This is a genomic window from Vibrio sp. HI00D65, assembly GCF_001635455.1.
Classification (GTDB): domain Bacteria; phylum Pseudomonadota; class Gammaproteobacteria; order Enterobacterales; family Vibrionaceae; genus Vibrio.
The window spans coordinates 1-21,335 of sequence record NZ_LWEH01000159.1 but is presented as its reverse complement, the minus strand read 5'-3'; the positions used below and the strand labels follow the sequence as shown (position 1 = coordinate 21,335).

The following is a 21,335-nucleotide window of genomic DNA, read 5'->3' as shown; positions in this document are numbered from 1 at the left end:
AAGCTTATAGCTGGCCGCTGACTAGTACTTCGCCACCAAAGCTGATCACTTGGAAGGTGCCATTTTCATAGATGCCATAGCTTGCTGCATGACCTTCTCGTGGGAACGTCACCGAGCTTGGGTTAAAGATGAAGATGTCCTCTTGGTACTCAGCAACGGGGATATGAGTATGACCATGAGCAATGATATCACCCGCTTTCAGTGCTGGACGTTTCGTTGTGTTATACAAGTGACCATGAGTTAAGAAGATACGTTGGCCTGACTCTAGCAGCACCCATGAATAATCCATCATCATTGGGAAAGAGAGCAACATCTGGTCGACTTCGCTATCACAGTTACCACGAACGGCAATGAGCTCTTGGGAGAATCCGTTCAGCTTGTCTGCAACTGCTGGAGGGTTATAGCCTTCTGGAATTAGATTTCTAGGGCCATGATTTAGGATATCACCCAGTAGGACTAAATATTGGGCACCCGAGGCTTGGTATAGCTCTAATACCTTTTCTGTTGCTGGTAGCGAACCGTGTAGGTCTGAAGCAAAAAATAATTTCACACGTACTTCTCCATAAAGTTTATGGGCCTATTGTACGTACCTAACGACTATACGTCATCTCTCACCATACCGTTGATGACAATATTATTTTAACTGACCATACCGATGATCTTGTTATCACGAACCACAGGTGCACGGCTAATACCAAAGCATTCAAATAGGCGCGCACAGTACGTTTGGATCACCACAACAACGTAGCCAACAATGATGTAGTAATGAATAGGGTCACCAGCCACAATCCGATACAAAATGCAAAAAGACAAACCCAGTAATAATCAAACCATGCCAGGGCTATACCAGAACTGATTTTAAATTCGGAAAGAAAAGTCGGCTCCGTCAACTGCATCGCCATGGTTTCGCCTCAAGGAAACAAAGCAAGCTCTAGTCCCATCAAGAAAAGAGACAAACCAAGAATGACGTAAAAGAATCCAGTCAAGACTTTGGGCAGGTTGTCAACGGGCCTGCGTAGCACTGCTAATTGAAAACCAAATATGATCACCGCAATCGGAATCACATCCATCACTGTGCCAAGAAAGGTGTCGATAAACTGTTGATCACTGATCATGTCACCACCATTCCATAGACCATGACAAACATCATCGGCAACAGTGAAGCAAACGCGATCAGCCCAAAGCCATCAATCATAGGATTACGGCCTTTAATGGCCGAAGCCAAAACGACACCTAATGCCGTTAACAAAGGAACAGTGATGGTTGATGTAGTCACACCGCCAGAGTCATACACGATCCCAATGATGTTTTCGGGTGCAAAAGCAGTGAGCACCACCACACCGATGTAACCACCGAATATCATGTATTGGATTGGCCAACCTTTTAGGATCCGAAGTACACCAAGCAATATTGCGATACCTACCGACAATGCAACAGTGAAGCGCAGACCATCGGCGTACTCTTCCATTTCATCATTAGAATTGGGTATCACACCGCCCTCGGCTGCCGCTTCGGCTGCCGCTTCGGCTGCAACCGCCGTCAACGCAGGCTCCGCTATGGTAGTGCCGAACCCCAGACAAAAAGCGAAGATCAATAACCAGAATACGCTACCCTTGTGGGCAAAAGCTTGCGCCATAGATTCGCCGATCGGGAAGAGCCCCATTTCAAGTCCGAAAATAAGGAAGGTAAGCCCGAGAACCACCAGCACTAAACCCACCAAAATAGACAACAGATGCGGAAGCGGCTCTTGTAAAACATCAAGCTGGAAGAGCGCGATCACCGCAGCAATAGGCAATAGATCACGAAGGCTACCTAACATAACTCGAAACAAAGCTAGCACTGCCGTCATCACAACTCCCTATCATCAATAATTACGTTTGATTATCTATCCGTAATAATCATGGCAAATCCTTATTATTTCTAATGTGATAAACATTACGCAGTTGGTAACATATGCGAGTAAATCTCTTAACTGAAATAACGATACACTTCTCTAAACTAATGAATTAAATTTCACTGTTTAGCGAATCGTTGGAGAGGTCATTTAGGCATCAAACGATTGAAACCAACTGATCGTTATAGTGATTTTTTCGTATTAGTTGGCGATTAAAAACAAGCCATGTCTATAATTATGTTTAATAAGGAGATTGGTATGAAGATATTGTTAACTGGTGGTACTGGATTTATTGGCTCTGAGTTAATCAAGAGTCTGAACACTGACGACGTTACATTACTCACGCGAAACCCTGAAAAAGCGAAACATTGCCTAAGCCACCTGAACCAAAACAACCTTCATTATATCCAATCCCTCGATGAGCTGAATGACCTCAACGATTACGATGCAGTGATAAACCTCGCTGGTGAACCTATTGCAGACAAACGCTGGAGTGATGAGCAAAAAGAGAAGATCTGTAGCAGCCGCTGGCTGATCACAGAGAAGATCGTCGAACTCATTCAAGCAAGCACAACACCACCTGAAGTCTTTATCAGCGGCTCTGCCATCGGCTACTATGGCGACCAGCAACAACACCCATTTGATGAATCACTGCAAGTCGAAGATGAGAGCTTCCCTCATAAAGTCTGTGCTCATTGGGAAGAGATAGCTAAACGAGCGGAATCAGATAATACTCGCGTTATTCTATTAAGAACAGGAATTGTTTTGGGTGAAAATGGTGGTGCACTCAAAAAGATGCTGATGCCTTACAAGCTTGGTGTCGGTGGACCTCTTGGTTCGGGTAAACAGTACATGCCTTGGATTCACATGCTCGACATGGTCAGAGCCATCAATCACTTGTTGTCAATCCCACACGCTCAAGGTGAGTTCAACATGTGTGCTCCTCACCCCGTGACCAACAAACAATTCAGTAGCACTCTCGCGAAACAATTGCGTCGCCCTCACTTCTTGTTCACTCCAAAGTGGGCGATGTCGCTTCTGATGGGCGAGTCGTCCTGCTTGCTGTTCGACAGCATTCGTTCCAAGCCTAAGAAGTTAACTGAAATGGGCTTTATATTTAGTTACTCAAGAATCGAGCCTGCATTAAAAAACTTGTTACAACATCAAGACTAATTCTTTACTCTAGGAGCAAATAAGCTCTAATAAAGGATTAAGTGTGAACAAGTCGATTCTCATCACTGGTTGCTCAACTGGCATTGGCTACACCTGTGCTCACGCACTCCACAAACGCGGTTTTCATGTCATCGCATCTTGCCGCTCCCCACAAGATGTTCAACGTCTTCAAGAAGAAGGTCTCACCTGTATTCAGTTGGATCTTGCCAACAAGGAAAGTATTGAGAACGGAGCGAAACAAGCCATCGAGCTAGCACCAAATGGATTGTATGGCCTGTTCAATAATGGTGCATATGGTCAGGCTGGTGCTTTAGAAGATCTACCGACGCAAGGGCTAAGAGAACAATTCGAAACCAACTTCTTTGGTTGGCACCACCTCGTTTGCCAGATCCTGCCTCATATGCGAGAGCGTGGCGAAGGGCGTATTGTCCAAAACAGTTCGGTACTCGGCTTTGCTGCGATGAAATATCGTGGTGCGTATAACGCATCAAAGTTCGCAATTGAAGGTTGGACAGATACTCTGCGTTTAGAGCTGCATGGCAGTGGTATACACATTTCATTACTCCAACCCGGCCCAATCGAAACCCAGTTTCGAACCAACGCCTTAAAAGCTTTCAATAAGTGGATCAACATGGAAGGTAGTGTTCATCAAAATGCTTACCAACAACAAAAAGACCGACTTGAGAAAGAGTCATCGAATAACGCGTTTGTTTTGCCTGTCGAAAGTTGTATCGAACCTGTTTATCACGCGTTCACCGCCGATAAACCCAAGCTAAGGTACAGAGTAACCACTCCTACTAAAGTGTTTGCTGTATTGAAAAGATTACTGCCGAGCCGTTTGTTAGACCCTATTCTCAGAAAAGCCGCATAAATTACTAACTTTGAATGAACAGTCGCAAACTTTAATGTAACGATGTAATTGATTCGTAACAATAAGATGTCATGATTTAGCCTATCCCATCAGTTATCCTCAATTGATGGACTAACCCTTTGGATACTTCATGACTTTAAACCGCCTTAATTTGGTAGGTCTGAGTCTGGCAATTACGTTGTTTATTCTGTTTTGAGTATCTTACGTAATACCTCACTGGCCACCTCACTGAGAACGCTGTGCCTTCCATGTTGAGTTAACAACTCTATTAACATTGAAGCATGGCGTTTTTCTATTTTTGCCTCTTTTTACCCGAGATTACCCAGTTAGATCTTGAAGTTACCCGTTTATCCCCCCATATTTGCAACGTATCCCAAAACAAATCTCAAGGAACGTAAATGCAATCTCCGCATATTGTTGAACTTAATGAGCAGAACTTTCGCCAAGTACTAGAAGGTTCGATGCAGACCCCTGTCCTCATCAATTTTTGGGCACCAATGAGCCAAGAGAGTGCTCAAATCATTCCTGAACTACAAACATTAACTCAGCAATACAATGGTGCATTCACACTCGCGCTATTAAATTGCGAACAAGAACAAGTCATTGCTAGCCAATTTGGTGTTCAAGCACTGCCTACTATTGCACTGTTTGTTAACGGTCAACCTGTCGATGGCCTAGGTGGTCCGCAGCGCATAGAAGCAATTGTGGAAATGCTTGGCAAACACCTGCCAAGCCAAGATGACTTGGCACTACGCCAAGCGCTTGAGCAAATGCAAGCTGGTGAGCACACTCAAGCTTTAGCGGCTATGCAGCAGCTTCCAGCTGAACTGACGAGCAAAGGTGAAGTTAAACTGGCCATCGCAGAGTGTTTACTAGAAACCCAGCAATTTGATCTCGCCGAAGCTCAGTTGGCAACAATTCCACTCGAGTACCAAGACAACTACTACAAAGGTTTAGTCGCCAAGCTTGAACTTCATAAGCAAGCTGCCGATAGTCCAGAGATCCAAGCATTAGAAGCGGCGCTTCAGCAAAAACCAAACGATGCGAAGACCGCATCAGAATTGGCATTGCAATACCATCAAGTAAACCGCAGTGAAGAAGCAATGGACCTACTGTGGTCTTTCCTAGTCAAAGACCTCAATGCTCTCGATGGAGACATGAAAAAAGAGTTCATGGATATTCTCAGTGCACTTGGGCAAGGCAATCCTGTTGCTAGTAAGTACCGCCGCCAGCTTTATTCTCTGCTCTACTAATTAGGTTCCTTGATTCCTAAACAGTAAGTAGTCAAATACAAATTCGACAAAGCAGCTCATAAACCTTTTGAATGCAAAACTTATAATGGGTCATAAAATCAATGTTTTATGGCCCATTTTTTATTTATAAATTTGCCTCCAATTTAAATATGCGCCAGTATGAGTAATAAACAATTCAAAACTTAAACTTGCAAAGGACTTTGTATGCCTATTGATACCTTGATTACTATTGGCGTCTTTACTGTCGTCGCGTTGCTCTTTATCTTCGCAGGCGTAAAAACCGTTCCACAGGGCAACAACTGGACTGTAGAACGCTTTGGACGCTATACACATACGCTAAAACCAGGCCTTAACTTAATCATCCCATTTATTGATAAAATCGGTCAGCGAATCAATATGATGGAGCGAGTTCTTGATATACCCGCACAAGAAGTTATCTCTAAAGACAATGCCAATGTAGTTATTGATGCGGTGTGTTTTGTACAAGTGATTGATGCACCGCGAGCAGCGTATGAAGTAAATGACCTCGAACACGCGATTCGAAACCTAACGTTGACTAACATCCGAACAGTATTGGGTTCTATGGAACTCGATGAAATGCTAAGCCAACGTGACATGATCAACACTAAGCTATTGAACATTGTGGATGAAGCTACCAACCCTTGGGGCGTAAAGGTTACCCGTATCGAGATTAAAGACGTACAGCCACCAGCAGACCTAACTGCAGCGATGAATGCTCAGATGAAAGCGGAACGTAACAAGCGTGCCGATATCTTAGAAGCAGAAGGTGTAAGACAGGCCGAGATCCTTAAAGCTGAAGGTCACAAACAATCAGAAATTCTAAAAGCTGAAGGTGAAAAGCAAGCAGCAATACTTCAAGCAGAAGCACGTGAACGTGCGGCAGAAGCAGAAGCGAAAGCAACGGAAATGGTATCCACCGCAATTGCTCAGGGTGACATGCAAGCCGTGAACTACTTTATTGCACAAGGCTATACCGAAGCATTGAGGTCAATTGGACAAGCAGAAAACGGTAAGATAATCATGCTACCACTTGAAGCGACTGGCCTAATGGGCTCTGTTGCCGGTATCGCAGAGATGTTCACACACAAGAATGATACACATAGTAAGGACTAACATATGGTCGAATTACTAGAGCAAGTAAACCACTGGCACTGGCTAGCATTTGGTCTAGCATTGCTTGCACTTGAGCTGGTTGGAACCGGTGGTTACTTTTTGTGGATTGGTATCTCAGCCATGTTGGTCGGAGCCCTTTTAGGAGCTCTACCAATTGGTTGGCAGATGCAATGGCTTTCCTTCGCTAGCTTCTCCCTCATCACTACTTGGTTATGGTGGAGAAGACAACTATCTAGTGACAAGCAGTCAGATTCAAATAGAGAGCTCAACCAAAGAGAAAAGCAGCTTGTAGGTCAGACCCTCACCCTTAGTGAAGACGTAAAGAAAGGTAGCTGCCGTATTAAATTCGGAGACTCTTCTTGGTCAGCAAAAGCTAGCCAAGATATTCCATCTGGCACAGAAATAAAGATTGTTGATTTAGACGGAATCATTCTAATAATAGAGCCTTTATAACTTTTTAATATAGAAAGCCTACATTTTCAATAAATATAGGCTTTTTTAGTTTTCATTCATCAACAACATTTTAAATATCATTATGATAGATTTAATTGATAGCAAAATAAGTTCTTATTTCATAAAGCTAAAAAATTTGAATGAATCCAAAAGGCATAAGAAAGCATAGTTTATTAGCCAATAATATATATGAATCGTTAGCATCACTATCGCTTAATTATAATTATTAAAAATGTTAAGTCCGTCAAATTTTTGAAATATTCTTCACCTTGTCCATACTTTCACTTATCTCAATCGGAGATAAAACTAATGGAGTTTGTATGAGACATTTTCTAATCATTCTTACGGCTATTTTTAGCTTGTCATTCGGAAGCGCTCTAGCGAGCAGTCAATCACCAGGTAACGGTAATATGGGACCTATTGTTAAGTGTTCAGATGGTAACGCGGTCACTCATGTACCACTACTGATCTGTAAACATTACGGCGGAAAAGTGCTGTGATAGGTAGTTAAGTCAGGCTAGTAATATCATTTACAGCCTGACTACTATTTATTATTAAAATGGTCTAAGTACGTCCAGATAAATTGTTTAAGATAGGACATTCCGTAGAAGCGTCACCAGGGCAGTCATTTACCCACGATTGCAATTGGGCCTTCATTTTATTGAGCTCCGCAAGCTTCAATTCTATTTCACCTAACTTCTGAGTCGCTTTCTTTTTTACTTCAAAGCTCTGTCTATTGGGGTTCATGGCTAATTCCACCAAGGATTTGCACTCATCCAGTGTGAAACCAACCATTTTTGCTCTGAGCACAAACTCTAGCTGCTCGATATGAATCTCGCCATATTGCCTGTAGCCGTTTTCTGAACGATGTGGAGGGCTCATCATACCTTTACTTTCGTAAAAACGAATGGATTTCGCTGTTGTACCAACACGTTTCGCTACTTCACCAATATTCACAATGTTACCTGTAAGCTTAAAATGAAAAACCGCAGTACTGCTGTTATACAATACTGCGGTTGAAAAACATAGTTTGAGGCTTAGGTTAAAGACTTACTCTTGCTCTAACAGCCAAATCATCGTTTGAGATTTTTCTTCGCTGTCTAGTTTATTGAACCAGTAAGAAACCATTTCGATCTCTTTTGAGCCTTCTAATGGTGCTGGGTCCGCGTTCTTACGATTCTTGAATGCCCAATCTGTCACTGCAGATTGCTCTTCTTTTGTTGCCTCACCATACCAGTAATTCACCATCTCTTGCGCTTGTGATGCTTTTGGCTCTTCAGCAGAAACTGCTGCTACTGGAACAGCCGCGACTGCAGCAACCACAGGACTAAAAGCAGTATTTTTATCCCCTGTATTCACGATAGCTTCAACGTAGCCTGCAGGAACAGAAAACGAAATACTATTGGCATTTGAAACCTGGATGTCAAAAACCAAGTCTTTAAAGGGGGCTTCATCGAATAATTCATTCGAAACTGGAAACTTCACATACTGAGTTTGAGTACAGATATCACTGCATGTCTCAGCTGATGCTGCATAAGGTTTTAACTGGACCTTATCGTCTGCTCCCTTAACTCGCGCAAAACGATATTCATTATAATTTTTGAAATACTGCAGCTCCATTGTGATGTATGAATCCGGAACTGCGCGATCGTTGGTTGGGGTAACATAGTTCAATTCTAGGGATGAGTTCACTAATTGTCCTTGCTTTACCTCAAGTACGTCAGGAGTTAACGACTCACCAACAACCACTTGGTAATTTTGCTTACTTTCTATTCTTTTGACAGCGTCCGTAAAGTCGCTGCTTGAATCCAATGTAGTGCACCCAATTAAGAACAAAGGAATCGACGCTAAAACTATTTTTTTCATATTAACTACCTCGAGGTTTTCACCCTAATATTATTCGATGCCTTTGATTTCTTAGGCTAGACCATAAACGAAGATGCGCCGACTTATTAGCCAGCGCATTTTTTCTTCACAATACACCTTTATTAGAAGCCGTACTCTAAACCTACGCGAGTTACGAATGTGTCAGTTTGTGCTCCGCCAGATTTAATATCACGTTGAGCCAAACGGATGTAAGGAACAAAGCCATTATGTACGTACATTAACTGACCTGAGATTACACTATCTTCATCATCCTGTTTTACGCCCGCTGTTTTTGAATCCATATTTGCCGCATAACCAAGCTTGAAGCCCCAAGGACCGTTCCAGTATTGACCAATTACAGAGTAAGAAGCTTGCTCTGACTTATCTCCACCTTGTACGTCTGATTCACCAGCTTTATAAGCAGCTGAGATACCAAAGCCTGCAGGCAGTGATGCTTCAAAGCCGACTAGGTAACCAAATGTATCAGACATTTTAGCGTCAGTTGCAGCAATAGCATCACCAAAATTAATACCAGTGCCACAACCTGACGCCTCTACACATGTACTCGCAGCTGTTGCTGCTGATAGTTCGCGATCAGATTCAACTTCTACTGCAGCATGGAAAGTAATCGTGTCTGCCAAACGATAATGAGCAGCTGCACCATAGAAGTAGTTATCTTTAACGCTTGAGTCACCACGCCCCGTTGCAAGGTTAAAAGTAAAACCATTTAAATCAGCTGAGTCGTAACGTGCCATATCACCATGACGATCGCGGTTGTATTTAACATCACCGCCCCAGTCCCATACTGCGCCCAAACCAGGGTTAGCGTAAGGCCAGTCAATTACTTCGTACATAGGAGTCAGCATACGACCAAAGCGTACTTTACCCCAGTCACCCTGAAGGCCTACAAACGTGTCACGATTACCCAATGTTGCGCCGTCACCGTTTTCACCAACATAACCAGACTCTACCTGCATAAATATGTTTAGGTTATCAAACATGTCTTTGCTTGCACGGAAGCCGATACGAGATTCATTCTCGTAATCGTAACCAGTACCTGTATCAGTTTTAACACCTGCTTTAGTTTCCTCTGAGTCATAGTTAACAACAGAGATAGCTGCAACACCATAAGCTTGTACATTAAAATCAGAAATGATGCCTACTTGAGATGATTCTGTCCCAGCAAGTGCTCCTGAAGAAATCATCGCTACTGCAGCACCTAGTAGAGTACGTTTGAAAAATTTATTTTCCATGGAATAAAACTCCTAAAAATGGATATAGCTGTTTGAATATTCCCCACCTAAAGTTGGCCGCCGTAGAGAGAAATACCTTTCTTGTTTGAGAACCCTTAATACTGAATTCTCTATTTCCTTTCTGGGTATACACATCGTGCATCCATGGCATTAAGACTAACTTCGCCCTCAAAAAGATCAATGAGAACTTAATTCTCATCTAAAAAAATATGAGTTGGTGCAAATTTACCATGTACTTAGTGATCCAGATCGATAAATTAGAAAGGCCACACACAACAACAACTAAAACCATATAAAACATAAATTTAAAACAATCCGCTTTTTATAAAAATAGATATGACTCGCATTTCTGATACAACTAGAACGCTATTTCATTAATATTGAGCACCGTCACTGTCCTGATTTTATAGTTCATATAGGAACAAAATTCTCAACAATTAAAAAGCCATTATTTTTATAGCAGATACAAAAAAGGCACTCCATTAAAGGAGTGCCTTTGAGATTTTTTTTACCTGAATTTACTTACGAAAGAAGAGCAATGAGATCTTCTTCGGTTCTTATTTCGATACCTAAATCTTGTGCTTTGGTTAATTTAGAACCTGCCGCTTCTCCCGCAAATAGGATATCGGTTTTCTTAGATACGCTGCCTGTGACTTTTGCACCTAACGCTTGCAGTACCGCTTTGGCTTCACTTCGGCCTAATTGAGACAGTGAACCCGTTAGCACAACCACTTTGCCCTCTAGAGGCAATTCTTGGTCATCTGGCGCATCTTCAATCACAGGCCAGTTCACACCCAGTTCGATAAGCTTTTCAACGACCGCTCGGTTTTTCTCTTGTGAGAAGAAAGCCGTAATATGGCTAGCGACGATATCACCAATATCAGACACCTCAACGAGCTGCTCATGAGTTGCCGCTTGTACTAGCTCTAATGTCTTGAAATGCTGTGCTAAGTTCATCGCTGTCGCTTCACCGACTTCACGAATACCGAGTGAGTAAAGGAAACGCGCTAACGTCGTATCTTTCGCTTTATTCAACGCGCTCACCACGTTTTGAGCCGATTTAGGTCCCATACGATCAAGCACCGTAATCACACCGGCACTGAGTTTAAATAGGTCTGCTGGTGTCTCGACCATCTCGCGATCGACAAGCTGCTCTATGACTTTCACGCCCAAACCATCAACATCAAGCGCCTTTCTAGATACAAAGTGCTTAAGCGCTTCTTTACGTTGAGCCTGACACACCAAACCGCCAGTACAACGCGCTACAGCTTCGCCCTCTACACGCTCGACCGCAGAACTACATACAGGACATGCATCAGGGAAAACGATGTCTTTAGCCGTCTCAGGGCGACGGTCTTTTACAACCGCAACAATCTGTGGAATCACATCACCAGCACGGCGGATAATGACACTATCGCCAACCTTGACACCCAAACGAGCAATCTCGTCAGCGTTGTGCAGCGTAGCATTACTTACTGTTACACCACCGACAAAGATAGGTTCTAGTTTAGCCACCGGCGTAATAGCGCCGGTACGGCCTACCTGAAACTCAACATCGTTAAGCAGGGTAATCTCTTCTTGAGCCGGGAACTTGTATGCAATTGCCCAGCGAGGCGCTCTAGCAACAAAGCCAAGCACTTCTTGCGCCGCAATATCATCGACTTTAATCACCACACCATCGATCTCGTAAGCCAGAGAATCACGGCGGGTCATAATGTCTTGATAATATGCCTTTACGTCTTCAAGTGAGCTAAGTTGCTTCGTCTCAGGACACATTGGCAGTCCCCAGTCTTTTAGCTGTAAGAAACGTTGGTAATGGCTACTTGAGAGCTCTGCACCTTCAACAACACCCACGCTGTAAGCATAGAAAGCTAATGGGCGTTTTGCGGTAATACGTGAATCAAGCTGACGCAAGCTACCTGCCGCTGCATTTCGTGGGTTAACAAAGACTTTCTCACCTTTCTTCAATGCCATTTCGTTCAGTTTATCGAAGCCGGCTTTTGGCATGAACACTTCACCACGCACTTCGATACGTTCAGGCCAACCTTCGCCTTGTAGCTTAAGTGGAATCGAGCTGATAGTACGTACGTTTTCGGTGATGTTTTCACCCGTTGCGCCATCACCACGAGTTGCCGCTTGAACTAATGTCCCATTCACATAAAGTAAGCTCACAGCGAGACCATCGAGTTTAGGCTCACAACAGAAAATCTTAAGGTTCGCGGTAGGTGCTCTATCGGACATCCGCTTATTAAACGCATCTAGGTCTTCATCAGAGAACGCATTATCCAGAGAAAGCATTGGGATCTCGTGAGTCACTTGCGTAAAGCCATCTAGTGGCTGACCACCAACACGTTGGCTCGGTGAGTCCACGGTTACGAGCTCTGGATTCTCTTCTTCGATCTTTAGCAACTGCTGCATTAATCGATCGTACTCAACATCAGGGATCTCTGGGCTATCTTCTACGTAATAACGAACGGCATGATAGTGCAGAGTTTCTCTTAACTGCTCTAAGGTCACTTGAATCGATTCTTTCATATCATTCTCTGTCGTGATTGAAATATCAAAAAGGGCTCCCTTAGGAGCCCTTTTCTATAAATATAGGTTATTTACTAGGCTAAACAATATGGCTAAGCGTTCGCAGCCGACATGAAATCTCTAATCTGTTTACGGTAGTCTGATAAACGGTTTGGTGTCATTAGATTGCGTGATTCATCCAAAACGTTTCCGCCCATATCATCAGCAATCTTCTGTGCTGCACTCAACATCACATTGAAGTTTTGATCAGCTTGACCATAGCATGGCAATGTCATGAAGAACGAAATACCTTTAGTCGTAAAGTCAGCTGGATCATCATGCTCTAAAGTACCAGGCTGCATCATATTTGCGACACTGAAGATAACCTTAGGCTCATCAGCTGATTGTGCAAAGCAGTGGTAAATAGACATCTCACCGTAGGTTAAGCCATTGCTCTCCATGCTGCGGAAAAGTTCAGTACCAACAAATGGGAGCTCTCCCGCACAGTGAACATTGAGGACAATCACCTCTAAGCCTAATTCTTCATCTTGCTTTGTTTCTTCAACAGGAGCTGCTGCTTGTGGAGCAACACTCTCTTTAACTGCGAATGGTTCACTTGCGACTACAGGCTCTTCAACTTGTTCAGCTGCAACTTCTTCAAAAGAACCGTACTGCTCTTTAAAACCGGCATGGCTTTCTTTTTGCTCATCGTTCAGTTCGAAGCTAGGAACCTCTGGTTCTACCGCTTGCTCAACATGTTCCGGTTCGCTATCAGACTTGATAGGGTCTTCAACACTGAAAGAAGGCAAATCATTCAACTCGATATCGTCTTGTTGCTCTTCTTTTGGTTGTGGTGCTGTAAGCGGATCAGAATCGATCAACGGATCAGCCGCAGACGGCGATACTGCAAAATCCGGCTCTTTACGCTCTTTTCGGATTATCTCAAAATCATCTTCTGGGGCGAATGAACGGTTTGGGATGGTTTCAGCATCGTCTAAGCTATCATGATCTAGCTTGTCAAGTGGCTTATCTCCAAACTTTGCTTTCACTTCTTTTTTACTCGTCCACAAACCGTGGAACAATAATGCGGCGATAGCTAATGCGCCAACAATAATGAGTACAAATCGCAATTCCTGCATTTTTCGCTCTCAGCTTTCTTAGTCAACTAGCGGAAAGACGCTGTCACTAAGTTGGGTTAATTTGACCAATCTCACTACTCTATCAAAAGTAGCCACTGTTTTAGAACAACTTAATACAATTAGTTCCTTAGATGGTGTGATTTTCGCCACGCTTTTTTTCTTAATTTCGGTCGAGTACACTAGAGGTGTTTGCTATTTAACCAAATTTACATGTGACCTTAATTAAATATGACTATTGAATCTGTTCCCCGCTCTGGCTTTGGCTATTTTGTTTTCGGTATAAAGATCGCGTTGTCTCCGAGCATTCGCAAATTTGTACTGCTTCCTCTTCTTGCTAACGTGTTACTCGTTGGCGGTGCGCTTTTTTATATCTTCTCGAATCTAAACACTTGGATTGAAGGTTGGATAGAAGGTTTACCGAGCTTCTTATCTTGGTTGTCATATGTTTTGTGGCCATTATTAGTATTAACCGTATTGGCGACCTTTTCATATTTCTTCAGCACACTCGCCAATTTCATTGCCGCTCCTTTCAACGGACTACTCTCAGAGAAAGTCGAAGAACTGCTTAGCGGTAAAAAAGTCAATGACGATGGCTTGCTGGATGTTTTAAAGGATACTCCGCGCATTTTAGTAAGAGAATGGCGCAAGCTTGTCTACGTTCTGCCAAAAGCGATCGGTTTATTCCTACTTTTATTGATTCCTGCACTCGGTCAAACCGTTGCGCCATTTTTATGGTTCATCTTCACCGCATGGATGTTAGCGATTCAATACGCCGACTACCCATTCGACAACCATAAAATCAAATTTGATGACATGAGAAATAATTTGAAACAAAAACAAGGTAAGAGCTATAGCTTTGGTGCACTTGTTTCTGTGTTTACTACCATTCCCGTTCTCAACCTTATCGTAATGCCAGTTGCTGTGTGTGGTGCAACTGCAATGTGGGTTGCTGAATTTAAAGACCAAGCTCTACGCTCTCGCTGATTTTCTCTTCTTTATTGGCCTATCTATTTGAAGTTCTGATTTCACTGTAGATAGGCGTCAATTCTGCTACATATCTATATGATATAACTTTTTAATCCTTTTACCTTTTTTTCAACTTGTTTAATCTCAATTCAAGCTAAACAAACATCGAAAGACACTAGACGGTAAAGTGATTGATATACATACGTTTAGTGCTGTCATTAAATGAAGGAATATCGCATGAGCAAGATCTACGAAGACAACACCCTAACGATTGGTAATACACCTCTAGTACGCCTAAACAAAGTAAGCAAAGGTAACGTCCTAGCTAAGATCGAAGCTCGTAACCCTAGCTTCAGTGTTAAGTGTCGTATCGGTTCTAACATGATCTGGGAAGCAGAAAAAGCAGGTACCCTTAAGCCAGGTATCGAGCTTGTTGAACCAACCAGTGGTAATACAGGTGTTGCACTCGCATTCGTAGCAGCAGCACGCGGTTACAAACTTACGCTGACGATGCCTGAGTCAATGAGCTTAGAACGTCGTAAGCTGCTTAAAGCACTAGGCGCAAATCTAGTACTAACTGAAGCGCCAAAAGGCATGAATGGTGCGATTGCTAAAGCAGAAGAAATTGTTGCTTCAGACCCAGACAAATACCTACTGCTACAACAATTCAACAACCCAGCTAACCCACAAATTCACGAGCAAACAACCGGTCCTGAAATCTGGGAAGCAACAGACGGAGAAATTGATGTGTTTGTAGCTGGTGTAGGTACAGGTGGTACTATCACTGGTACAAGTCGTTACATTAAAGGTGAAAAAGGCAAAGCCATCACTTCTGTAGCAGTAGAGCCAGCAGAATCTCCAGTAATCGCACAGGCGCTTGCAGGTGAAGAAATCAAACCAGCTCCACACAAAATCCAAGGTATCGGTGCAGGTTTTATCCCTGGAAACTTAGATTTAGAACTTATCGACCGCGTCGAGTCAGTAACTTCTGAAGAAGCAATTGAAATGGCTCAGCGACTGATGAAAGAAGAAGGTATTCTTGCAGGTATCTCTTCTGGCGCAGCAGTAGTAGCGGCAAACAGAATTGCTGATCTACCTGAATTTGCAGGAAAAACCATTGTAACCGTACTTCCAAGCTCTGGTGAGCGTTACTTAAGTACAGCGCTATTTGCAGGTATCTTTACGGAAAAAGAGAACCAACAATAATATGTGGTCAAATCAATTTTTCGTCCAAAAAAGCCCCGTTTAGGGGCTTTTTTGTTGATCCCTGCCCCACCTTTGGTAATATCGGGTCTGTTTTATTTTTCGCTTCAAAATAAAGGAAGCAATAAACAGATTCTGAAAGTCGTGAGTCCTCAACAAAAGATGACCATGGCTGGATAAAAATTTATAACCAGTCTAAGTTCTAACACGAGCATGGCGTACTAGCCTCTAGCGCATTTGGGCTAAAGCAGTTAAGCTAAACTGGTTACAAACTTACAAAAAATAAATTAATTGGGGTATATAAAATGTACGAGAAGCAAGTAGAAATCACAGCAGAAAACGGTCTTCATACTCGTCCAGCTGCACAGTTCGTTAAAGAAGCAAAATCTTTCGACGCTGACATCACAGTGACTTCTAACGGCAAAAGCGCTAGCGCGAAAAGCCTGTTCAAACTACAAACTTTAGGCCTTGTAAAAGGTACTAACGTAACTATTTCAGCTGAAGGTCCTCAAGCTCAGCAAGCAGTTGACCACCTAGTTGCTCTTATGGATCAACTACACTAATACGGTCTCCTTCTTTCAAAGCCATTTTGCATAGCAAAGTGGCTTTGTTCGAAATAGATAGGAATAAGCGCGACATTAGTCGACGACTTAAAGTCACACACTCTCCCGTTTACAGTTGAACAACTAAGGTAAGGCTATGATTTCAGGCATCCTAGCATCTCCTGGTATTGCTTTCGGTAAAGCACTACTACTTCAAGAAGATGAAATTGTCCTAAACACTCAATCTATCTCTGACGACCAAGTTGAAGCAGAAGTACAGCGTTTCTTTGACGCTCGTAACAAATCAGCTCAACAACTTGAAGTTGTTAAGCAAAAAGCACTTGAAACTTTTGGCGAAGAAAAAGAAGCAATCTTTGAAGGCCACATCATGCTGCTTGAAGATGAAGAGCTAGAAGAAGAGATTTTAGCACTCATCAAGAAAGAAAAAATGCACGCAGACAACGCGATCCACACGGTGATCGAAGAGCAAGCTTGTGCGCTTGAATCTCTTGATGATGAGTACCTGAAAGAGCGTGCAACTGATATCCGTGATATCGGTACTCGTTTCGTTAAAAACGCACTAGGCATCAACATTGTGTCTCTATCAGATATCAATGAAGAAGTTATCCTAGTAGCTTACGACCTAACACCATCTGAAACTGCACAAATCAACCTAGACTACGTTCTTGGTTTCGCTTGTGACATCGGCGGTCGTACATCTCACACTTCAATCATGGCACGTTCTCTTGAGCTTCCAGCTATCGTTGGTACTAACGATATCACTAAGCAAGTTAAGAACGGCGACATGCTTGTTCTAGACGCGATGAACAACAAGATCATCATCAACCCTTCTGAAGCTGAACTAGCAGAAGCTAAGAAAATCAAAGCAGATTTCGAAGCAGAAGCGGCTGAACTAGCAAAACTAAAAGATTTGCATGCTGAAACTCTAGACGGTCACCGTGTAGAAGTTTGCGGCAACATCGGTACAGTAAAAGACTGTGACGGTATCCTGCGTAATGGCGGTGAAGGCGTTGGTCTTTACCGTACTGAATTCCTATTTATGGACCGTGACGCACTTCCTACTGAAGAAGAGCAATACGTTGCTTACAAAGAAGTAGCTGAAGCAATGAACGGTGAGTCAGTGATCATCCGTACTATGGATATCGGTGGCGATAAAGATCTTCCATACATGGATCTTCCAGAAGAGATGAACCCGTTCCTAGGCTGGCGTGCAGTACGTATCAGCTTGGATCGTCGTGAAATCCTACGTGACCAACTACGTGGTATCCTACGTGCATCTGCACACGGTAAACTACGCATCATGTTCCCAATGATCATTTCTGTTGAAGAGATCCGTGAACTGAAGAAAGCAATCGAAGAGTACAAAGCTGAACTTCGCGCTGAAGGCTTAGCTTTCGATGAAAACATCGAAATCGGCGTAATGGTTGAGACTCCAGCAGCAGCTGCAATCGCACACCACCTAGCGAAAGAAGTATCTTTCTTCTCTATCGGTACTAACGACCTAACGCAATACACTCTTGCGGTAGACCGTGGTAACGAAATGATTTCTCACCTATACAACCCACTATCTCCTGCTGTTCTTACAGTAATCAAGCAAGTGATCGATGCATCACACGCTGAAGGTAAGTGGACTGGTATGTGTGGTGAGCTTGCTGGTGATGAGCGTGCAACACTGCTTCTTCTTGGTATGGGCCTAGATGAGTTCTCTATGAGCGGCATCTCTATCCCTAAAGTTAAGAAAGTAATCCGTAACTCTAACTTCGCAGAAGTTAAAGCTATGGCTGACGAAGCACTATCTCTACCTACAGCTGCTGAAATTGAAGCTTGCGTAGAAAAATTCATCGCTGAGAAATCTCAATAATCACCAAATTCTTAATAGAGTTAGACGGCTAAAAATAGTCGTCTAATTTGTTAGATTGGTATAGTATATTCTACAGAATAAAACTAAACGTTAGGAGCATGACACAATGGGTCTGTTTGACAAACTGAAAAAGCTTGTATCTGATGACAGCGCTGATGCTGGTGCAATCGAAATCATCGCACCTCTTTCTGGTGAAATCGTAAACATCGAAGATGTGCCAGATGTAGTTTTCGCAGAGAAAATCGTTGGTGACGGCATCGCGATCAAACCAGCTGGCGACAAAATGGTAGCTCCAGTTAACGGTACTATCGGTAAGATCTTCGAAACTAACCACGCATTCTCTATCGAGTCTGACGACGGTGTTGAGCTTTTCGTTCACTTCGGTATCGATACTGTTGAACTAAAAGGCGAAGGCTTCACTCGCGTAGCTGAAGAAGGTCAATCTGTTAAAGCTGGTGACACTATCATCACTTTCGACCTAGCGCTTCTAGAAGAAAAAGCGAAATCTACGCTTACTCCAGTTGTTATCTCTAACATGGACGAAATCAAAGAGCTGAACAAGCTTTCTGGTTCTGTAACTGTCGGCGAAACTCCAGTTCTTAAAGTAACGAAGTAATTTCGAGTACTTATCTCCTTTAATAAAAACGCTACCTGAGGGTGGCGTTTTTTATTACCTGAAACTTTTGTTCCTGAGCGATGTTCATCGCTGAAAGTCATTTAACTGAGCAAGCCAAGTGCCGAGCTTTGGCTCTGCTTCGCTTGGGCTAGCAATGCGGTAGTCGCATCTTGAAGCACTTGTGAGCGCACCATCTCCGTCGACTCACGCGCAAAATCCGTATCGCGTATCCGCCCTTTAGATTCAGTCACACTCCGGTTCACCGTATTAAGGTTCTCCATCGTGCCACTAACCCGGTTTTGGAAGCCACCTATTTCGCTTCGATGCGAATCAACATACTTAATTGCCGCGTCAATCACTCCAATTGAAAGCTGTGCCCCGCCAACAGTCAACATATCAATGTTGTCCATTGTGACTAAACCACCCGCACTAACATCAAGCTCATCCGCCAAGCTACCCTCTAACGTTACACCTTCAGGTGCATTCAATGTTGAGGCAAAAAATTGCAGCTCATTGTTTTCCGTTACTGAAGCACTCACTATCGATTGCTGCGCGTTGATGTAAGTGGCAACCTGCTCGATGCGGTCACCTAGCTTGAGTCCGATAGATTCTGTTTGGGTATACCCTTTACTGTCTTGGTATTCAAATTTAAGAGTTTGATTGTCTTTAGTCACTCGCCAATCTTTATCGACTGCGCCACCAAAATAATGCTGCCCTCCCATTTCTGGGATGTGACTGCGCATATTTCGCAGTGTCAGAGAGATAGAGTTGGCGTTGGCACCAATATGGAAGCTTTGCGAGCCGTAAGAGCCATCAAATAGGTTTTTATCTGCAAATGTCGTCGTGATCGCGACACGATCAAGCTCATCTTGCAGCGTTACGACCTCGTATTGAATACTTTGCCGATCACTTGAGTCATTACTGCCGTTTGCCGCTTGAAGCCCCAGAGAGCGCAAGCATTGCAATATAGCACTGCTCTCATGCAAAGCGCCTTCTGCGGTTTGTGCCACCGAATACGCATCGTGCGCATTTCTCAAGGCGACATCAAGCCCTCTAGTTTGAACGTTAAGAGTATTGGAGATTTGCAGACCTGCAGCATCGTCACTGGCGGAGTTAATCCGATAACCCGAGGTGAGGTTTCGCTGAGACTCTATGTTTTGCTCGGCCGCATGACTGAGATGTCGCTGCGTCATCATCGCAGTGACATTAGTATTTAAAGAGACCATCTAATCGATACTAACTCTTTGTCATCTACCCTATTCGGTGTACCTAATGCTTGATTTGCATAAACAAAAAGCCAGGGTGAGCCTGGCTTTTGTATCGCGGCATATTAGGTTAATTAACCTAGTAGGCTAAGTGCCGAGTTCGGAGCTTGTTTCGCTTGAGCAAGAATCGAGCTTGAAGCTTGAGAAAGGATCTGAGACTTAGTCATCTGAGTCGTTTCTTTCGCGAAGTCGGTATCTTTAATACGGCTCTTAGATGCGTTAACGTTCTCATTAATGTTGTCTAAGTTGCTGATTGCATGGTCGAAACGGTTTTGGAATGCACCCAGTTCTGCACGGTGGCTGTCTACGTACTTAAGTGCCGCATCGATGATTGCTACAGACTCTTGAGCACCGCCAACAGACGTTACGTCGATAGTATCAACCGTCACTTCTTTAGAAGCTTGAATGCCTAGCTCACCAGCAAGACCACCAGAGAAAGACACATCGCCGCTTACTTTGTTGTTACCAGCGAACATTTGTAGCTTACCGTCTTCAGTTACAGACGCTTTCACAGAGTCTTGTTGACCGTTGATGTATGTCGCTAGCTCTTCGATGTCATCACCCGCTTTTGCGCTGATGTCGATTTCTTGTGCTTGACCAAAGTTATCTGTAAACGACAGTTTTAGGTCGTTCGAACCCGCTTGTACGTTCCAGTCTTTGTCTTTAGCGTTCTCAGTTTGGTAGCTCTTACCACCCATCTGAGCGTTATCAGAGCGCATATCCTTCAGGTTCAGCATTACCGCTTCGCCGTTATCCGCACCGATTTGGAATGATTGTGTACCGTAAGTACCGTTAAGCAGCTTGTTACCACCAAAAGACGTCGTTTCCGCGATACGGTTTAGCTCGTCGTTCAGTGCTGTTACTTCTTCTTGAATCGCTACACGCTCAGCTTTTGAGTTTGAGCCGTTTGAAGATTGTAGAGACAAATCGCGCATACGTTGCAGAATGTTAGTCGTCTCGTTCATTGCACCTTCAGCGGTTTGTGCAATAGAGATACCATCGTTCGCGTTACGAACAGCAACGTTTAAGCCGCGGCTCTGAACGTTCAAACGGTTAGAGATTTGTAAGCCAGCAGCGTCATCTTTTGCGCTGTTGATTTTAGAGCCAGAAGATAGACGCTCCATTGATGTTTGTTGTGCGCTGTTTGCGTTGTTTAGGTAACGTTGCGCAGTCATCGCTGAAACGTTGGTATTTACATTCACTGCCATGGTGATTTCTCCAATTGATTTTCCGGTATTGCGGTTTCCGACGTCTCGGAAAACCAAGTAGTTCTCTCAAAGTTACTTTTAATAACGGCGTAACTGACGAAAC

At 43.4% G+C, this 21,335-nt stretch carries 20 protein-coding genes and 3 pseudogenes; 11 read left to right on the top strand and 12 right to left on the bottom strand.

The annotated features are described in order from the left end of the window. Window positions 1–4: 4 nt before the first annotated feature. From yfcE to A3712_RS13695, 4 genes and pseudogenes are all read right to left on the bottom strand, one after another. Window positions 5–550 carry a phosphodiesterase gene (gene yfcE / locus A3712_RS13705; protein ID WP_063523911.1) on the bottom strand — a complete coding sequence of 182 codons (546 nt, stop codon included), beginning with the start codon at window positions 548–550 and terminating at the stop codon, window positions 5–7. Between the two features lie 89 nt (window positions 551–639). Next, window positions 640–723, bottom strand: a pseudogene (locus A3712_RS28320) (CBS domain-containing protein); the annotation flags it as partial. Next, window positions 715–1,115: pseudogene (locus A3712_RS26790) on the bottom strand (DUF1538 family protein); the annotation flags it as partial. The pseudogenes A3712_RS26790 and A3712_RS28320, both read right to left, overlap by 9 nt. Next, entirely contained in the window at window positions 1,112–1,849 is a 738-nt protein-coding gene (locus tag A3712_RS13695) for a DUF1538 domain-containing protein (RefSeq protein ID WP_063523909.1), read from the bottom strand. The gene A3712_RS13695 and the pseudogene A3712_RS26790, both read right to left, overlap by 4 nt. A gap of 303 nt (window positions 1,850–2,152) precedes the next feature. On the opposite strand from A3712_RS13695, the gene A3712_RS13690 reads away from it, so the two are divergent. From A3712_RS13690 to A3712_RS13665, 6 genes are all read left to right on the top strand, one after another. Further along, on the top strand, window positions 2,153–3,067 hold the full coding sequence (locus A3712_RS13690; protein WP_063523908.1) for a TIGR01777 family oxidoreductase: 915 nt from the start codon (window positions 2,153–2,155) through the stop codon (window positions 3,065–3,067). Window positions 3,068–3,110: 43 nt separating this feature from the next. Continuing rightward, on the top strand, window positions 3,111–3,938 hold the full coding sequence (locus A3712_RS13685) for an SDR family oxidoreductase (protein ID WP_063523907.1): 828 nt from the start codon (window positions 3,111–3,113) through the stop codon (window positions 3,936–3,938). Between the two features lie 398 nt (window positions 3,939–4,336). Next, window positions 4,337–5,191: a co-chaperone YbbN gene (locus A3712_RS13680; RefSeq protein ID WP_063523906.1), complete on the top strand. Its 855-nt coding sequence runs from the start codon at window positions 4,337–4,339 to the stop codon at window positions 5,189–5,191. 204 nt (window positions 5,192–5,395) lie between these two features. Then, a complete protein-coding gene (locus A3712_RS13675; protein WP_063523905.1) occupies window positions 5,396–6,325 on the top strand; it encodes an SPFH domain-containing protein in 930 nt (309 codons plus the stop codon). A gap of 3 nt (window positions 6,326–6,328) precedes the next feature. Next, window positions 6,329–6,778, top strand: coding sequence for an NfeD family protein (locus A3712_RS13670; protein WP_063523904.1), 450 nt, complete (start codon window positions 6,329–6,331; stop codon window positions 6,776–6,778). 320 nt (window positions 6,779–7,098) lie between these two features. After that, complete coding sequence (locus A3712_RS13665; protein WP_017061927.1) at window positions 7,099–7,278, top strand: hypothetical protein; 180 nt, start codon at window positions 7,099–7,101, stop codon at window positions 7,276–7,278. A gap of 64 nt (window positions 7,279–7,342) precedes the next feature. On the opposite strand, the gene cueR is transcribed toward A3712_RS13665, so the two are convergent. The 6 genes and pseudogenes from cueR to zipA all read right to left on the bottom strand — a co-directional run bounded on the left by cueR (window position 7,343) and on the right by zipA (window position 13,550). Further along, the gene (gene cueR, locus A3712_RS13660; protein ID WP_063523903.1) at window positions 7,343–7,735 is read right to left on the bottom strand and encodes a Cu(I)-responsive transcriptional regulator; all 393 of its coding nucleotides are present in this window, start codon (window positions 7,733–7,735) and stop codon (window positions 7,343–7,345) included. Between the two features lie 93 nt (window positions 7,736–7,828). Further along, window positions 7,829–8,644, bottom strand: a complete 816-nt coding sequence (locus tag A3712_RS13655; protein ID WP_063523902.1) for a DUF2057 family protein — start codon at window positions 8,642–8,644, stop codon at window positions 7,829–7,831. A gap of 122 nt (window positions 8,645–8,766) precedes the next feature. Further along, window positions 8,767–9,897, bottom strand: a complete 1,131-nt coding sequence (locus A3712_RS13650) for a porin (protein ID WP_063523901.1) — start codon at window positions 9,895–9,897, stop codon at window positions 8,767–8,769. Then, window positions 9,887–10,032, bottom strand: a pseudogene (locus A3712_RS28710) (DNA ligase). The gene A3712_RS13650 and the pseudogene A3712_RS28710 overlap by 11 nt, the downstream one beginning before the upstream one ends. Window positions 10,033–10,419: 387 nt before the next feature. Beyond that, on the bottom strand, window positions 10,420–12,432 hold the full coding sequence (gene ligA / locus A3712_RS13640; RefSeq protein ID WP_063523900.1) for an NAD-dependent DNA ligase LigA: 2,013 nt from the start codon (window positions 12,430–12,432) through the stop codon (window positions 10,420–10,422). A 92-nt stretch (window positions 12,433–12,524) separates the two neighbouring features. Continuing rightward, on the bottom strand, window positions 12,525–13,550 hold the full coding sequence (gene zipA, locus A3712_RS13635; protein WP_063523899.1) for a cell division protein ZipA: 1,026 nt from the start codon (window positions 13,548–13,550) through the stop codon (window positions 12,525–12,527). Window positions 13,551–13,778: 228 nt separating this feature from the next. Here zipA and cysZ point away from each other — a divergent pair, with 228 nt between their 5' ends. The 5 genes from cysZ (at window position 13,779) to crr (ending at window position 18,759) form a co-directional block, all read left to right on the top strand. Further along, window positions 13,779–14,534 (top strand): sulfate transporter CysZ, encoded by a 756-nt coding sequence (gene cysZ, locus A3712_RS13630; protein WP_063523898.1) that lies wholly within the window; start codon window positions 13,779–13,781, stop codon window positions 14,532–14,534. Window positions 14,535–14,753: 219 nt separating this feature from the next. Continuing rightward, on the top strand, window positions 14,754–15,722 hold the full coding sequence (cysK, locus tag A3712_RS13625) for a cysteine synthase A (RefSeq protein WP_063523897.1): 969 nt from the start codon (window positions 14,754–14,756) through the stop codon (window positions 15,720–15,722). Window positions 15,723–16,024: 302 nt separating this feature from the next. Continuing rightward, window positions 16,025–16,282 carry an HPr family phosphocarrier protein gene (locus A3712_RS13620; RefSeq protein WP_004734263.1) on the top strand — a complete coding sequence of 86 codons (258 nt, stop codon included), beginning with the start codon at window positions 16,025–16,027 and terminating at the stop codon, window positions 16,280–16,282. Between the two features lie 136 nt (window positions 16,283–16,418). Further along, window positions 16,419–18,143 carry a phosphoenolpyruvate-protein phosphotransferase PtsI gene (gene ptsI / locus A3712_RS13615; RefSeq protein WP_063523896.1) on the top strand — a complete coding sequence of 575 codons (1,725 nt, stop codon included), beginning with the start codon at window positions 16,419–16,421 and terminating at the stop codon, window positions 18,141–18,143. A gap of 106 nt (window positions 18,144–18,249) precedes the next feature. Further along, entirely contained in the window at window positions 18,250–18,759 is a 510-nt protein-coding gene (gene crr / locus A3712_RS13610) for a PTS glucose transporter subunit IIA (RefSeq protein ID WP_004737851.1), read from the top strand. Window positions 18,760–18,860: 101 nt separating this feature from the next. Here crr and A3712_RS13605 read toward each other — a convergent pair whose 3' ends face one another. Continuing rightward, a complete protein-coding gene (locus A3712_RS13605; protein ID WP_063523895.1) occupies window positions 18,861–19,985 on the bottom strand; it encodes a flagellin in 1,125 nt (374 codons plus the stop codon). 113 nt (window positions 19,986–20,098) lie between these two features. Continuing rightward, window positions 20,099–21,232: a flagellin gene (locus A3712_RS13600; RefSeq protein ID WP_063523894.1), complete on the bottom strand. Its 1,134-nt coding sequence runs from the start codon at window positions 21,230–21,232 to the stop codon at window positions 20,099–20,101. Window positions 21,233–21,335 lie beyond the last annotated feature (103 nt).

Bases quoted from the DNA above. Each gene is read 5' to 3' on its own strand.
- A3712_RS13695 (WP_063523909.1), bottom strand. From the start codon at position 1,849: ATGACGGCAGTGCTAGCTTTGTTTCGAGTTATGTTAGGTAGCCTTCGT.
- A3712_RS13690 (WP_063523908.1), top strand. From the start codon at position 2,153: ATGAAGATATTGTTAACTGGTGGTACTGGATTTATTGGCTCTGAGTTA.
- A3712_RS13680 (WP_063523906.1), top strand. From the start codon at position 4,337: ATGCAATCTCCGCATATTGTTGAACTTAATGAGCAGAACTTTCGCCAA.
- A3712_RS13675 (WP_063523905.1), top strand. From the start codon at position 5,396: ATGCCTATTGATACCTTGATTACTATTGGCGTCTTTACTGTCGTCGCG.
- A3712_RS13670 (WP_063523904.1), top strand. From the start codon at position 6,329: ATGGTCGAATTACTAGAGCAAGTAAACCACTGGCACTGGCTAGCATTT.
- A3712_RS13665 (WP_017061927.1), top strand. From the start codon at position 7,099: ATGAGACATTTTCTAATCATTCTTACGGCTATTTTTAGCTTGTCATTC.
- A3712_RS13655 (WP_063523902.1), bottom strand. From the start codon at position 8,644: ATGAAAAAAATAGTTTTAGCGTCGATTCCTTTGTTCTTAATTGGGTGC.
- A3712_RS13650 (WP_063523901.1), bottom strand. From the start codon at position 9,897: ATGGAAAATAAATTTTTCAAACGTACTCTACTAGGTGCTGCAGTAGCG.
- ligA (WP_063523900.1), bottom strand. From the start codon at position 12,432: ATGAAAGAATCGATTCAAGTGACCTTAGAGCAGTTAAGAGAAACTCTG.
- zipA (WP_063523899.1), bottom strand. From the start codon at position 13,550: ATGCAGGAATTGCGATTTGTACTCATTATTGTTGGCGCATTAGCTATC.
- cysZ (WP_063523898.1), top strand. From the start codon at position 13,779: ATGACTATTGAATCTGTTCCCCGCTCTGGCTTTGGCTATTTTGTTTTC.
- cysK (WP_063523897.1), top strand. From the start codon at position 14,754: ATGAGCAAGATCTACGAAGACAACACCCTAACGATTGGTAATACACCT.
- A3712_RS13620 (WP_004734263.1), top strand. From the start codon at position 16,025: ATGTACGAGAAGCAAGTAGAAATCACAGCAGAAAACGGTCTTCATACT.
- ptsI (WP_063523896.1), top strand. From the start codon at position 16,419: ATGATTTCAGGCATCCTAGCATCTCCTGGTATTGCTTTCGGTAAAGCA.
- crr (WP_004737851.1), top strand. From the start codon at position 18,250: ATGGGTCTGTTTGACAAACTGAAAAAGCTTGTATCTGATGACAGCGCT.
- A3712_RS13605 (WP_063523895.1), bottom strand. From the start codon at position 19,985: ATGGTCTCTTTAAATACTAATGTCACTGCGATGATGACGCAGCGACAT.
- A3712_RS13600 (WP_063523894.1), bottom strand. From the start codon at position 21,232: ATGGCAGTGAATGTAAATACCAACGTTTCAGCGATGACTGCGCAACGT.